Source organism: Desulfosarcina sp. (assembly GCF_055467485.1).
On sequence record NZ_JBUOIV010000038.1, the window covers coordinates 37,771 to 52,312 of the forward strand.

Sequence of the window (14,542 nt, forward strand, 5' to 3'; positions counted from 1 at the left end):
TTCCCTTAGGCGCCCGCATCCTGCAGCTGCCCCGTGTCGAGCCATCCTCTCAAACGATAGTAGTCGTCCACCAGTTGTCTCAGGTCGGCGGACGCCATGCGGCGCCCGTCAGGCAGGGTTTCGTTCAACAGCCGTTTGGGCAGCCAGTCGTCGGTGGCCCGCAGGCCCTCTCGTAAATTAAAGCGGCGGGCGCTGTCGGTGACACGGGCCGCCAGCGCCTGGAGATCCGGCTTGCGCATGCTTTCACCGGTAGTCAGGGCGATCATGTTGCCGATCTCCTCCCAGGGGTACAAATCGCGGTAGAACCGGCAGAGGATCAGGGTGTCGAAAAGCGTGCAGCGGTCCTCGAAATCGATGAACATGGCGGCCTTGTCTTCAATCTGGTCCGGGTCGATGAGGCCGGCCAGTTCCGGCTTGTAGAAGGTGGTGCGCAGGTGGCAGGCGCCCCGGTCGGCCACGGCGTAGGCCAGGCCCATTCCCTTGAGCACCCGGGGATCGTAACCCGACGGTTCGAGTCCCTTGACGTGAACGGCGATCTCTTCCAGGCCCAGCTCTTCGCTGGCCGGCCGGATCCCATCGGCCAGCAGTCCGCCCACATCCTGCCGCAGCACGATTTTTTTGAGCAGCGCGGCGATCTGGTCGGGCTGGTTGTAGTCGATCTCGAGATCGATTTTGCCCCGTCGTCGGGCTTCGATGGCAAAGGCGGCCAGGTTTCCCGCACTCATGGTGTCGAGCCCCAGGCGATCGCACAGGTCGTTCAAATAGACGATTTCCTCGATCTGGTCGATCATGCACAGCCCGCCGAAGGCGTAGATGGTTTCGTATTCCGGCCCTTCCAGGGTCAATCCCTGGTGGCGCCCCTGCTGGACGCGAACCGATTTGCCGCAGGCCAGAAAACAGGTCCGGCAGGCCTTGGGTTTGGGCTGACAGCGCTGCTGCATGCTCTGGGCATTGATTGCTTCAACATGCTTCACCGATCCCTGCGACCAGTAACGGCTGGGAAAGCCACCCGCCTTGTTGAGGATATCCACCATCATGGGCGTACCGTTGTTGCGGTAGGCCTGGGTGACGGCATGGTCCTTGTAAAGGGCCAGTTTCTCCTTGGCATAGGCTTTAAGTCCCTGCGCATCGGCAAAAGAGCGCTTCTGTCCGCCGTGGAAAACGATCGCCTTGATCTTTTTGGAACCCAGTACCGCGCCCATACCCGTGCGCCCGCATACCCGCCAGCCGTCATTTTTGACAATGGCGAAGCGCACGCAGTTTTCCCCGGCCGGGCCGATCACCAGAATTCCCGGCGACGCGGCTGCGACCCGCTTGCGCAAAACCGCCTCGGTTTCGAACGTATCCAGCCCCCACAGGTCGTCCGCATCGTGAAAAAATACGCCCTGGTCGCTGATCTCCAGCCACAACGGACGGTCCGCGGCCCCCTTGATCAAAAAGGCATCAAAACCGGCCCGGCTCATGGCGATGGCCGCACTGCCGCCGGCATAAGATTCGCTGTAAAGGCCGGTCAGCGGGGATTTGGCGAACATGCCGTGGCGGCACGACCCGTGGAGGGGGCTGTCCGTGGCCGGCCCCAGGGCAAACACCAGGTGGTTGTCGGGAGAAAAGGGATCCACACCGATCGGATTTCGATCCAGCAGCAGGTGGGTGCCCAGACCCTTGCCGCCCATGCAGGCGCTGAGCATTGCGTCGCTCAGCACCTCCGTCTCGCTGGATCGATTGCTCACATCGACCGTCAGTGCCTTTTGAAAATAAGCATGCATCGTTTTATTTCCTTTACCATTGAGGGCTGTCCTGAAATCAGGAGCGTGAGACTTCCGAGAGGCTCTCTTCGAGTATGGCCAGTCCCTTTTCCAGCTGGTCATCGGTGATGACCAGCGGCATCAGGGTGCGGATGACGTTGCCGAAATTACCGCAGGAAAGCAATACCAACCCCTTTTCAAAACAGCGGCTCACCAGTGCCTTGGCTTTATCGGTGGCCGGTTTTTTGGATTCGCGGTCCTCCACCAGTTCCATGGCCAGCATCGGACCTTTGCCGCGCACATCACCGATGATCGCATAGCGCTCCTGCATGGCGGTAAAGCGTGCCCGCAGGGTATCACCCAACAAGACCGCCCGGTCCATCAGGCCGTCTTCGAGCAGGATCTCCATGACCGCCAGAGCGGCCCGGCAGGATACCGGGTTGCCTCCATACGTCCCCCCCAGACCGCCCACATGGGATGCGTTCATCAGGTCGGCGCGGCCGATCACCGCGGACAGGGGCATGCCGCCGGCAAAGCTCTTGGCCATGGTGATGATATCGGGGGTCACGCCCCAATGATCGATGGCGAAGAACGTGCCGGTCCGGCCGGCACCGCTTTGCACCTCGTCGGCGATCAGGAGAATGCCGTGCTTTTCGCAAATGGACTTCAATTTGGCAAAATACTCGGGCGGCGGGGTGACGAATCCACCTTCTCCCTGGATGGGCTCGGCGATTACGGCGGCAGTCTGCTCGGCGGCCACGTGGCTGACGAAGAATTCCTCCAGATAGTCGGCACAGGCCGTATTGCAGGTCGGGTGAGTGAGGCCGAAAGGACACCGGTAGCAATACGCGTATGGCATCCGATAGACTTCCGGTGCGTATGGCCCGTATCCGAACTTGTATGGCTTGACCTTGCTGGTCAGGGTCATGGCCAGCAGGGTACGCCCGTGGAAGGCGTTTTCGAAGCAAATAATGGCCGGCCGTTTGGTGGCATACCGGGCGATCTTGACGGCGTTTTCCACCGCTTCGGCGCCACTGTTGGCAAATAGGGTCATTTTGGCGGCATCGCCGGGTGCCAACCCGTTGAGGCGTTCGGCCAATTCCACGTAAGGCTCGTACATGGCTACGTGAAAACAGGTGTGGATGAACTTGGCCGCCTGGTCCTGGATGGCTGCCACCACCTTGGGATGGCAGTGCCCCACATTGTTCACCCCGATGCCGCCGGCAAAATCGATCAGTTCACGGCCGTCGACATCCACCATGACCGCCCCGCGGGCTTCCCTGATAAATGCGGGGGTGGTGTTGAAGGGCCCCTGGGGGACATGCTGGTTGCGTTTTTCCAGTAATTCGTGATTGCGGGCTGGCATATGGGTCACTCCTTTGTTGATGATGAATAAGAAACGTGAACGGCGTTGTTCATGGTGTATATCGTCCATTGAAACGATGACCCGATAACAAAGCAATTGCCGTACCATCGCCTTTAGCCGGGTTTTGCCACACGCCCGGATACCCGCCTGCGAACCGTTTGAAATGCACTCAGGCGGGTATCGACATCATTGGCCGGCAGTGCCCGGCCGGTTGATCGATCGCTGGCCGGGATGCGCCCATCAACCGGCAGCCCAAAAAATGCAGTATTGCATAATCGATCCTTTTGTGGTTATGCCTGATGCATGAAATCCCGCGATCGAAAGATGAGCCCGCCATCGTCCCAATTGAGCACCCTGCTGTTCACGCGCCGGGGCGACGACCGGGTCGCCCGCAACTGGCGACTGTTTTCCAAAGCCCTGCTCAACGCGTCCGGCAACGCCATTTTCGTATTGGATCCGTTGGGTACGGTGGTCATCTCCAACCACCGGGTGCAAAAGACCCTGGGGCTGTTTCCCGGCAGCCTGCTGCCCAACACGCTGCCGGATTTATGGCCGCATGCCAGCCAGGTGCTTCAAGATCGGCGCGATCGGCGCGGATTGTCATTCCAGGCCGGTGAGATTTCCTACCTGGCGCGCCTGGCGCCGATGATTTACAAAGAGGCCATCATCGGCGTGTTGTGCGTGCTCGAAGACCGCACCGAACTGGAGAAAACCACCCGCCGGATGCTTTCCTACCAGGAACTGAGCCAGGAACTGGACGCCATCATCTCGTCGAGCGACGACGGCCTGTTCATCTGCGACGGCGACGGCACCATCCTGCGCATCAATGCCGCCTCCGAACGGCTCAACATGCTGCGCGCCACGGATGTCATCGGCCGCAAAATCATTGAGCTGGTCGATGAAGGGTTTATCGACACCTCGGTCACCCTCAAGGTGATGCAAAGCCGCAAGCGCGAAAACATACTGCAGCATACGCGCTCGGGACGAAAATTGATGCTGACCGGAAACCCGGTCTTCAATCCGGCCGGTGAGCTGATACGGGTGGTGGTCAACGAGCGCGACATCACCGAAATCGATGCCCTGCGGGAAGAACTCGAAGCGCAGCTGGCCAAAAATGACCAGATCCAGCGCCGGATGCAGGAGATGCAGATCGCCGAACTGGAATCGGGGCAGATTGTTGCCCGAAGCGCCAATCTGATCCAGGCCCTGCGCCAGGCGCGCAAGGTCAGCCAGGTGGACTCCACCGTCCTGATTGTAGGGGAATCGGGAACCGGCAAAGGGGTGGTTGCCAACCTGATCCACCGCTACTCGGCCAGGGCTGAAAAGCCCATGATCCATATCAATTGCGGCGCCATCCCCGAGAGCCTGGTGGAAAGCGAACTGTTCGGCTATGAAAAAGGCGCCTTTACGGGTGCGGCGCAAAAGGGAAAACCGGGTTATTTTGAACTGGCCGACGGGGGGATCCTTTTTCTGGACGAAATCGCGGAACTGCCCATTGCATCGCAGGTCAAACTGCTGCGCTTCCTGGAAGACGGACAGGTGGCGCGGGTCGGCGGCACCACCGCCAAAAGGCTGAATGTCCGCATCGTCTGCGCCACCCATCGGGATCTTGGAAAAATGGTTGAACTGGGGCAATTTCGCCTGGATCTGTTTTATCGACTCAACGTCGTGCCCATATCGATCCCCTCCCTTCGCGAACGCGAGGCCTGTAAGCTCCCCCTGATCCTGCACTATCTCAGTCATTTCAACGCCAAATTAAAGGGTGCGACCCCCCCGCGGCTCAGTCGCCGGGCCATGGATGCGCTGCTGGCCTATCAATATCCGGGCAACGTGCGCGAGTTGATGAACATTTGCGAGCGGCTGGTGGTCATGTCGGAATCCCAGCGAATCGATTTCGACGATCTGCCTACGGCGGTGACCGCTCAGGCCCCCCCCCAGGTCACCTGCGGGATCGATATGATGGAAAACGGCGAGACCCTGCCGCAGATGATGGCCGCCGTGGAACAGCGCATTCTGGACCAGGCCCTCGAGAAATACGGCACCCAGGCCCGGGCGGCCGAAGCCCTCGGCATCAATCAATCCACGATCGCCAGGAAATTGCAGCGCTGCCGGTCTCGGTAAGGCCCTTCCCCGACGTCGCCGCCCGCCCCGGCAATTACGGGAACCGCCTTTATGCGAAATTGCATTAATTTATGCCGTTTGTCATTTTTGAGGCCCCCAAACGTTCACGGCAACCGTCCGTCCGCGCGCCAGGCCCGGTGATGGGGGCGACGAATCTGGACGAATGCATTTTTGGTATACAAATTGCGAAGATACTGCCTGGGGACCGCTGCAGACCGGCAGGCGGTCGCCTGGATCGGGAGCAAACGGGGCATGAGGAAAAACAAGAGCGCGGCACTCAGAAAACCGGATATCCTCGAGAGCTATTATCGGGTGCTTATCCAGGAGGGACTCGAAGGTACGTCCATCAGCAAGATAGCCAACCGGATAGGCATTCATCCGAGCCTGATCATCCACTACTTCAAGAACAAAGAAAACATGAAGCTCGAGCTCGTCGACCTGCTGATCGAAAAATATCAGTCCCCGGCAATGATCGACTTCGACCACATAGTGGATGACCACGAACACTTCAATGCAATCATCGACGTGCTGTTTTCGTTCAAGTGGAATCGAACCGTGGATCCGGGCGTGCATTTCGGTTTTTATTACCTGAGCTTGAGAAACGAACAGATCTTGTCGCGCTTCCGGGTCATGTTCAAATGGCTGCGGGACTACCTGTGTGAAAAGCTGATCTATTTCAATGACAAGGGCATCATCAGGGTCAAGGATGCGACCAAGGCTGCCGACTATATTGTCACCCTGATGGAAGGGCTGGAGTTTCACTCCCAGTTTTTAGCCGACGGCAAGCACTTCGATGATTTTGCGCAAACGGCCCGTAACGTCCTGGTCAGCGCCTTGAAAAACGGCGAATTTTAAAGCATCGCCGGCGTTGCACACGGTTTCTTGCATCAGTCGGTTTATCGTCTCTCGCACCATGCAGGAATCGCAGGTGCGGCCCTGTCCAACCCGGACCGACCCGCGCAGCAGGAAGCAAGCATGCGAAACGCAGACGTAGACGATAAAATTAAACGAACGTTCAATTAATAGTTTTCGAACGACCGGTCACCCATCCGGTCACCGAACGCCGACCGTTTCGGCGGTCGAACCATTTTAACGAAGGAGCATCGAATGCGAGATTACGACGAGCATTTCAAAAGCGACTACCAGGGAAGAGACATTCAGTCGGCCTATGCCGAGGCGCGCAAGATGGTCGATACCATCCTGACCCCGCTGGACCAGACACCCCTCGAGGTCCGGCAGGAGATCGCCAGGAAAACGGTGCGCAATTTCCGGGACCACATCAACAAGGGCTTTTTGGAATACCGCAAGTCGGTCACCGAGTCCGGCAATTTTGCCTATACGGAGTGGACCGGCCAGGGGTCGGTGCTGGTGGATGCCCTGGGGCGCGAGTTTCTGGACATCCTGGGCGGGTTCGGCCTTTACTCGTACGGCATCCGGCACCCCAAAATCGTTGCCGCGGTCAAAGCCCAGCTGGACCGTTCGCCCCAGTACAGCCAGGAGCTCCTGGATCCGCTCAGGGCCGAACTGGGCCATGTGCTGGCCCTGCTGACACCGGGAAAGATTCAATACGGCTTCTTCGCCAACTCCGGCACCGAGGCGGTGGAAGGGGCCATGAAGCTGGCCAAGCTGTATACCGGGAAAAAGGGCTTTATCGCCATGCTCAAGGGATTTCACGGCAAGACCCTGGGCAGTTTGTCGCTCATCGGCAAAAAAGTCTTCCGCAAACCCCTGCTGCCGCTGCTGGACGGGGTACAGCATGTGCCCTTCGGGGATGCCGATGCCGTGGAGCGCATGCTGGCGGCGGCCAAGGCCGTCGGCCAGGACATTGCCGCCGTGGTGATCGAACCGGTCCAGGGCGAGGCCGGCGCCATCGTGCCGCCGGACGACTTTTTGCCCCGTGTGCGCGAGGTCTGCAACCATTACGGCGTGCTGCTGATCGCCGACGAGGTTCAGACCGGTTTTGGCCGCACCGGAGAGATTTTCGGCGTCGATCACTGGGATGTGACCCCGGACATCATGTGTTTCGGCAAAGCCCTGGGGGGCGGCGTCGTGCCCATGAGCGCCTTTTTCTCCACGCCTGAAATCTGGTCGTGCATGGAACCCAACCCCTTCATGCACACCACCACCACCGGCGGCAACCCGCTGGCCTGTGCCTCGGCCCTGGCGGCCATCACCGTGCTCATCGAGGAGGATCTGGCCGGACAGGCCAAGACCAAAGGCGAATACGTCCTCAAACAGCTTGGCGTGCTCAAGGCGCGCTATCCCGGCGTACTGGCCAAGGCGCGGGGCTTGGGGCTGTTGCTGGGCATGGAGTTTCCGACGGACGGCATCGGCTACAAGGTGGCCTCGGGTCTCTTCTCCCGCGGTGTATTGACCGCCGGGACGCTCACCAACGCCAAGAACATCCGTTTCGAACCGGCCCTGAACATCCCCCAGGAAACATTGGACGAAGTCCTCACCCGCCTGGAGGATGTGTTCAAATCCATCGATCTGCCCCAGCGCAAAAAGGTCAGCAACCTGTATGCCGGCCACATGCTGCATGTGGACCTTTCCGCCGGCAAGGTGACCGCCGAACCGTTGAAGGACGAATGGGCCAGAAAATATATCGGCGGCTGGGGGCTGGGCGCCAAATACTACACCGAATCCGTCGACCCCACGGTCGATCCTCTGTCCCCCGACAACACCGTCGTCGTCATGACCGGCCCCATGGCAGGGACATTGGCCCCCACCGGGTCCCGGACCTGCGTGGTGTCCAAATCGCCCCACACCGGAACGATCTTCGAATCCAACATCGGCGGTGCATTCGGGCCCGAACTCAAATTCGCCGGTTATGACGGCATCGTCATCAGCGGCAAAGCCGACCGGCCGGTATGGCTGCGGATTGAAGACGACGAAATCACCATCGAGGAGGCCAATTCACTGTGGGGCAGGGGCATCTTTGAAACCGAGCGGACATTGGAAGAGGAAATGGGACCCGGCATGAAGAGCCTTTCCATCGGGCCGGCCGGCGAGAACGGGATCCCCTTCGCCTGCGTCGGTTCGGAGTCCTACCGGCAGATGGGCCGGGGCGGCGTCGGCACCCTCTTCGGTGCCAAGAACCTCAAGGCCATCGCCGTCAGGGGCACCGGGGGCATCCAGGTGGCCGAAATCGGCGAATTCTGGGGCAAGGTATCCGAGCACCTGGAGGGCAACCTGATGACCATTGAAAACCAATGGGCCAAGGAACAGGGCACGCCCATGCTGGTGGACGTGACCAACGAAATGGGCATTCACCCCACGCGCAACTTCACCCAGGGTGTCAACCCCCAGCGCCGGCGGCTGGATGCCGACGCCGTGGCGGATATCCGTATCGGTGACCGGGCCTGCGCCACCTGTCCGCTGGGATGCGGCAACTTCACATCGGTCAACGGCGTCCAGGTCGAAGGCCCCGAATACGAGACCCTCTGCCTGGGCGGATCCAATTGCGACATCAACGACATGGAACAGGTCATGCGATTCAACCGCGCGTGTGACGACCTGGGACTGGACACCATGTCCACCGGCAACGTGATCGGCCTGGCCATGGCCCTGACCGAATCGGGAGCCGCCGATCTGGGTCTGACCTTCGGTGACGCCGCCGCCTATCTGCAGGTCCTGGATGAGATTGCCAACCAATCCACCCAGCGAGGCCGCGATCTGGCCCTGGGCGCCGCCCGGCTGGCGGACAAGTATGGCCAGCCCGACCAGGCGGCCCATTCCAAGGGACTGGAAATGCCGGCCTATGACCCGCGCGGCAATTACGGCATGGGCCTGGCCTATGCCACCAGCGAACGGGGTGCCTGCCATTTGCGGGCGTTTCCCCTGTTCGCCGACGACCCCTTCAAGCTGAAAGACCTGGCCAACGATGTCGTGGCCATGCAGAACGTCAACGGGGCCAAATGGTCCATGTGTTTCTGCGACTTCTGGGGATCGGTGGATACGACGATCATGGCCGAACTGCTGACGGCCGGTTTAGGGCGCCAGGTGTCCGCCACGGACCTGGCCAGAGCCGGTGAACGGGTCTGGAACCTGGTGCGCATGTTCAACCTGGCAGCGGGATTTACCGCTGCCGATGACACCCTTTCCGAAAAACTGACCAAACGGGCCCTTGAAAACGGGCCCCACGAAGGAAGGACCCTCAGCCCCGAAACCCTGGAAGAGCTCAAGGGGTTCTATTATCGCCAACGGGGGTGGGATAAAGCCGGACGGCCGAAAGCGGCAAAACTGCGCGAATTGGGGCTGGCCGATCTGATTGAACAGGCTCGATCCGAAGCATGAACCGCGATAGCGAACGCATTCCCCGCGGCTTGCCGCGGGGAGACTTCAAATCAGCCGGGGCCGTCGATAAACCAAGCGGCGGATCACCGGCATCATGGAGGAACCAATGGAAAAACACCTGATGGCCATTCCCAATCGATGTACCGGCTGCAACCGATGCGTGTATGCCTGCTCAGCGGTCAAGGAGGGAATGTTCATGCCGTCCAAGGCGAGGATTCACGTCAACAATATGGCCCACGAGGGCTACTCGGTGCCCAGTGTCTGTTTTCAATGCCCCAAGGCGTCGTGCCTGGAGGCCTGCCCCACCGGCGCCATATTGCGGAGCGAGCGCGGCGTGGTGGTGGTGGATGCCAAGAAATGCGACAGTTGCGGCGACTGCGTTTCCGCCTGCCCCTACGGCATGATCGAGCAGTACGCCTCCGGCATCGCCTACAAATGCGACCTGTGCGGCGGCGCGCCGGCCTGCGTGGCCGAGTGCCACTACGGGGCCCTGGTTTTCAAGGAAGCCGACAAGATTTCCCTGGGCTGCCGCAAGGACCAGATGAAGCAGCGCAGCAAAACGGGTGAGCCGGAAGAAAAGCGCCGGGCCCTGGCCCTTGAAGTGCTGAAAGGCGCCGTACGCGTGCCCCGCACTGCCGGTTATCTGGGCTGATGACCGGTGGTGGTCACCTGAAGCAACGATGGCGGTCGCCTGCCGGCATGAATGGCTGATGCGATTTGACTGTTTTCTAACTACATACAGGAGGTCGGCATGGATGGTTCGTACCAATATGGCAACTGGGTTCTGATCGGGCTGGGCATCTACATGGTTCTCATGCTGTTTATCGGCTGGTATGCGTCCAAAAAGATCTCCACCACCACCGATTATGTCGTCGCCGGCCGCCGGTTGGGCATCTTCTTTTGCACGGGGACGCTCTTTGCCACCTGGTTCGGATCCGGCACCTGCATGGGAGGCGCCGGAAACGCCTACATCTTCGGCAACCAGGGCGTGATCTTCGACCCCTGGGGGGCCGCCGTATGCCTGCTGCTGACCGGCTTCTTCTTTGCCCGCCTGATGCGCCGCGGCCGCTACATCACCCTGGTTGACCTGTTCGAACTGCGCTACGGAAAAAGCATGGGACTGTTTTCCACCGCGTCCCTGAGCATTGCCGAAATGGGATGGGTCGGCGCCCAGTTGGTGGCCTTCGGCACCATCATCAACTATTTCAGCGGCATTCCGCTGTGGACCGGAATCACCATCTCCACCTTCATCCTGGTGGTCTACACCTACCTGGGCGGCATGTGGGCCGTCACCCTCACCGATGTCTTCCAGATGATCATCCTCATGGTGGGCATGATCATCATGCTCTACGTCGCCATACCCCTGGCCGGCGGCTGGGAAGCCATCTTCTCCAACGAGCCCACCAACATGATGGGCATCAACCAATGGTCCTTTATCCCCACACCGGAAGCGGCGGCCAACCCGGAGATGGAGAACGCCGGTTTCATGTACTACACCGGCTATGTCGGCTGGTTCTACTGGCTGGCCGCCTGGCTGGCCATCGGTTTCGGCAGCATCCCGGCCCAGGACCTCATGCAGCGGGTGCTGTCGGCCAAGGATGAGAAGACCGCCTCCTATTCCAGCTATCTGGCCGGCCTGCTCTACGTCACCGTCGGCATGATGCCCGTGATCATCGGCATGATCTATTTTAAGGTCAACCCGGATCTGAGCATCGACGACGCCCTGAACAAGATCCTGCTGCTCATGGCTGTGGAGCACTTAAGCCCCTTCTTTGCCGTCCTTTTCGTCAGCGCCCTGGTGGCGGCCCTGATGAGTTCGTCGGACAGCGCCATCCTGGCGGCCTCGTCGATCATCGGCTACAACGGCTACAAGTATTTCAATCCCGGTGCAGACGAGCACCAGACGCTGAAGATGACCAAGATCATGGTTCCCATCGTCACCTTCGTATCGCTGATGCTGGCCCTGTACTTCCAGGTGATCTACAACCTGATGGTGATTGCCTGGTCCCTGTTGCTGGTGAGCCTCTTCGTGCCCTACGCGGCGGCCTATTTCTGGAAAAAAGCCAACAACTACGGCGCCATCGCGTCTTTCTGGGGCGGCCTGGCCGTCTGGATCACCGCCTACTTCATTTACCTGCCCATGACCAAGGCAGCCAATACGGACCTGGGCCTGAATGGTGCCGAGACCGGCATCTATTTTGACTGGGCCATGTGGGATTCGCTTTACATCAGCTCCGTCTGGGCCCTCGTCGGATCCCTTGCCTTCATGGTGGTGGTTTCCCTGGCCACACAAAAAGCGGATGCCCCCAAACCGCTGGTGGACATCGACGGCAACCCCATGCCCGTGGTTAAATGGATGGGGTGGTTTAAAAAAGGGGAGACGGATGTCCCGGTCAATGTTACGGTATCGGTGACCGATCGCTGACAGGCAATCGTTGTTAAGCCTTTGGGTGCGGCCGGGCGACCCGCCGATCGACTGGGTTTCCCGTCCGCCTCCCTAATTGAATACAACTTTTAAATCAGTCCGTTAAACGAATCCATGATGTTCCGAACATTCGACAGCACACCGCAGGCGGACGGCTTCCGCATGCCCGCCGAGTTTGAACCCCACATGGGCTGCTGGATGCTGTGGCCCGAGCGGGGGGACACCTGGCGCCTGGGCGCCAAACCCGCCCAGGCCGCCTTCATCGACGTGGCCGAGGCCATCTCCGCCTTCGAGCCGGTGACGGCCGGCGCCAGCCACGGCCAGTGGGAAAATGCCCGAAGCGCGCTGCCGGAATCCGTCCGCGTGGTGGAAATCTCTTCCGACGACGCCTGGATGCGCGATGTGGGCCCGACCGTCGTGGTGGACGGCCGCGGGAATCTCCGTGGCGTCGACTGGCGGTTCAACGCCTGGGGAGGGCTGGACGGCGGCCTCTACTTCCCCTGGGACCGCGACAGCCGGGTGGCCGCCAAAGTTCTCGAGATCGAACGGGCCGGCCGCTACCGGGCGCCCCTGGTCATGGAGGGCGGCTCCTTTCACGTGGACGGCCAGGGCACCCTGATCACCACGCGGGAATGCCTGCTCAACCGCAACCGCAACCCCCACCTGGACCGGGAACAGATCGAGGCCTCGTTGATGGCCTACCTGAATGTGCAAAAGGTGGTCTGGCTGGACAAAGGCGTCTACATGGACGAGACCGACGGCCATGTGGACAACCTGTGCTGTTTCGTCAAGCCCGGGGAAGTGCTGCTCACCTGGACCGAGGACCGCGGCGATCCCCAGTACGACATTTCCAGGCAGGCCCTGGAAATACTGTCCACCGAGACGGACGCGCGCGGACGGCCGCTGGTGGTCCACAAGATCCATCAACCCGATCCGATGGTCGTCTCCGCAGCGGAATGCCAGGGACTGGATGCCAGCGAGACGGCCAAACCCCGCAGGGCCGGCGACCGCCTGGCCGCCTCTTACGTCAATTTCTACATCGCCAACGGCGGCATCGTCATGCCGCTGTTCGACGACGCCCATGACCGGGCGGCCATGGACCTGCTCGCCAGGCTCTTTCCGGATCGCAAGGTCGTCGGCGTCCGGAGCCGGGAGATCCTTTTGGGCGGCGGCAACATCCACTGCATCACCCAGCAGATCCCGATGGGTGAACGCAGGGTCCGGTAAATCGCAGCCATTTATCCGCCTCGGGCGGATCGGATTTTTTGCAGAATCGCCAAAGATAGAGGAAACCATGGCCATCATCAAGGTGGCGGCAACCCAGATGCCGTGCACATCCAACGTTAAAGAAAACCTTTCGGCCGCAGAGAAGCTGGTGCGAGCCGCAGCCGGCCAGGGTGCCAAAATCGTCCTGCTCCAGGAGCTTTTCGAGAACCTGTACTTTTGCCAGGTGGAGAAACCCGATTTTTTCTCCCTGGCCACCCCTCTCGAAAAGAACCCGGCGGTCAACCGCTTCTCGGCAGTCGCGGCAGAGCTGCAGGTCGTGCTGCCGGTCAGTTTTTTCGAGAAAAAGGGCCAGGCCTTCTTCAACAGCCTGGCGGTGATCGATGCCGACGGCAGCGTACTGGGAGTCTACCGCAAAACCCACATCCCCGACGGCCCGGGATATGAAGAGAAATACTACTTCAGCCCGGGCGACACCGGATTCAGGGTCTGGAAAACCCGCTACGCCGCCATCGGCGTGGGCATCTGCTGGGACCAGTGGTTTCCCGAAGCGGCCAGATCCATGGCCCTGATGGGCGCCGAGATGCTACTCTACCCCACGGCCATCGGGTCCGAACCCCTGAGCCCGTCCTACGACAGCCAGCCCCACTGGCAGACCTGCATGCAGGGCCATGCCGCCGCCAACCTCATGCCGGTTGTCGCCTCGAACCGCATCGGCAGTGAAACCATCGACGGATCCACCCTCACCTTCTACGGATCATCCTTCATCACGGACAACAAGGGCGCGCTGCTGGCCCAAGCCGACCGCCAGTCTCCGGGCGTCGTTACGGCCGAACTGGACCTGACGGCCTGTGCGGCCGAGCGCGCGGCGTGGGGGCTGTTCCGCGACAGGCGCCCCGAGGCCTATAAAAGGCTGCTGACCCTGGATGGAGATCCGTCGTCATGAAGCCATCACCTGCGACGCATGGCTGACGGCATTGGCCAATCAACTGTTTCTCTGGGGTTCCGGAAAGGTCGTGCAAGGTAGATTCTGACGGGAACCGGCGTTGGCCGTCGGCAAAAACGGTGCTCGGTCCGAAAAGACCGTTGCCCCGCATCATGTACCTATTTTACGCCACGATTGGCGGATACTTTTTATTTAGCGGGAGGAAAACCACATGTCTGACATTCTTCAGCTGGTAAAGGACAAGGACCCGGGGCAGCGGGAGTTTCACCAGGCGGTCATGGAGGTGATGGCCTCGATCAAGCCGGTGATGGACCGCAACCCCGAGTACCGGGCCGCCAAGATTTTAGAGCGCCTGGTGGAGCCCGAGCGGGTGATCCTGTTCCGGGTGCCCTGGGTGGACGACCAGGGCGAGGTGCAGG

The 14,542-nt window shown here is 60.5% G+C and carries 9 protein-coding genes and 1 pseudogene; 8 read left to right on the forward strand and 2 right to left on the reverse strand.

Annotated features, from left to right (window positions below):
- Nucleotides 1-5: 5 nt before the first annotated feature.
- Together ACZCED_RS16980 and gabT are read right to left on the reverse strand one after the other, a co-directional pair.
- A complete protein-coding gene (locus tag ACZCED_RS16980; RefSeq protein ID WP_462970575.1) occupies nucleotides 6-1,766 on the reverse strand; it encodes an aldehyde ferredoxin oxidoreductase family protein in 1,761 nt (586 codons plus the stop codon).
- A gap of 37 nt (nucleotides 1,767-1,803) precedes the next feature.
- The gene (gabT, locus tag ACZCED_RS16985) at nucleotides 1,804-3,111 is read right to left on the reverse strand and encodes a 4-aminobutyrate--2-oxoglutarate transaminase (RefSeq protein ID WP_462970574.1); all 1,308 of its coding nucleotides are present in this window, start codon (nucleotides 3,109-3,111) and stop codon (nucleotides 1,804-1,806) included.
- A gap of 303 nt (nucleotides 3,112-3,414) precedes the next feature.
- On the opposite strand from gabT, the gene ACZCED_RS16990 reads away from it, so the two are divergent.
- The 8 genes and pseudogenes from ACZCED_RS16990 to ACZCED_RS17025 form a co-directional block, all read left to right on the forward strand.
- On the forward strand, nucleotides 3,415-5,232 hold the full coding sequence (locus ACZCED_RS16990; RefSeq protein WP_464861266.1) for a sigma-54 interaction domain-containing protein: 1,818 nt from the start codon (nucleotides 3,415-3,417) through the stop codon (nucleotides 5,230-5,232).
- Nucleotides 5,233-5,484: 252 nt separating this feature from the next.
- Complete coding sequence (locus tag ACZCED_RS16995) at nucleotides 5,485-6,087, forward strand: TetR/AcrR family transcriptional regulator (RefSeq protein ID WP_464861267.1); 603 nt, start codon at nucleotides 5,485-5,487, stop codon at nucleotides 6,085-6,087.
- A 252-nt stretch (nucleotides 6,088-6,339) separates the two neighbouring features.
- Nucleotides 6,340-9,528 carry a putrescine aminotransferase gene (locus ACZCED_RS17000; protein ID WP_464861268.1) on the forward strand — a complete coding sequence of 1,063 codons (3,189 nt, stop codon included), beginning with the start codon at nucleotides 6,340-6,342 and terminating at the stop codon, nucleotides 9,526-9,528.
- A gap of 106 nt (nucleotides 9,529-9,634) precedes the next feature.
- Complete coding sequence (locus ACZCED_RS17005; RefSeq protein ID WP_462970570.1) at nucleotides 9,635-10,180, forward strand: 4Fe-4S dicluster domain-containing protein; 546 nt, start codon at nucleotides 9,635-9,637, stop codon at nucleotides 10,178-10,180.
- Nucleotides 10,181-10,279: 99 nt separating this feature from the next.
- Nucleotides 10,280-11,953, forward strand: a complete 1,674-nt coding sequence (locus ACZCED_RS17010; protein ID WP_462970569.1) for a high affinity choline transporter 1 — start codon at nucleotides 10,280-10,282, stop codon at nucleotides 11,951-11,953.
- A 117-nt stretch (nucleotides 11,954-12,070) separates the two neighbouring features.
- Complete coding sequence (gene aguA / locus ACZCED_RS17015; protein ID WP_464861269.1) at nucleotides 12,071-13,180, forward strand: agmatine deiminase; 1,110 nt, start codon at nucleotides 12,071-12,073, stop codon at nucleotides 13,178-13,180.
- Nucleotides 13,181-13,247: 67 nt separating this feature from the next.
- Nucleotides 13,248-14,123 (forward strand): N-carbamoylputrescine amidase, encoded by an 876-nt coding sequence (gene aguB, locus ACZCED_RS17020; RefSeq protein ID WP_464861270.1) that lies wholly within the window; start codon nucleotides 13,248-13,250, stop codon nucleotides 14,121-14,123.
- Between the two features lie 211 nt (nucleotides 14,124-14,334).
- Nucleotides 14,335-14,542: pseudogene (locus tag ACZCED_RS17025) on the forward strand (NADP-specific glutamate dehydrogenase); the annotation flags it as partial.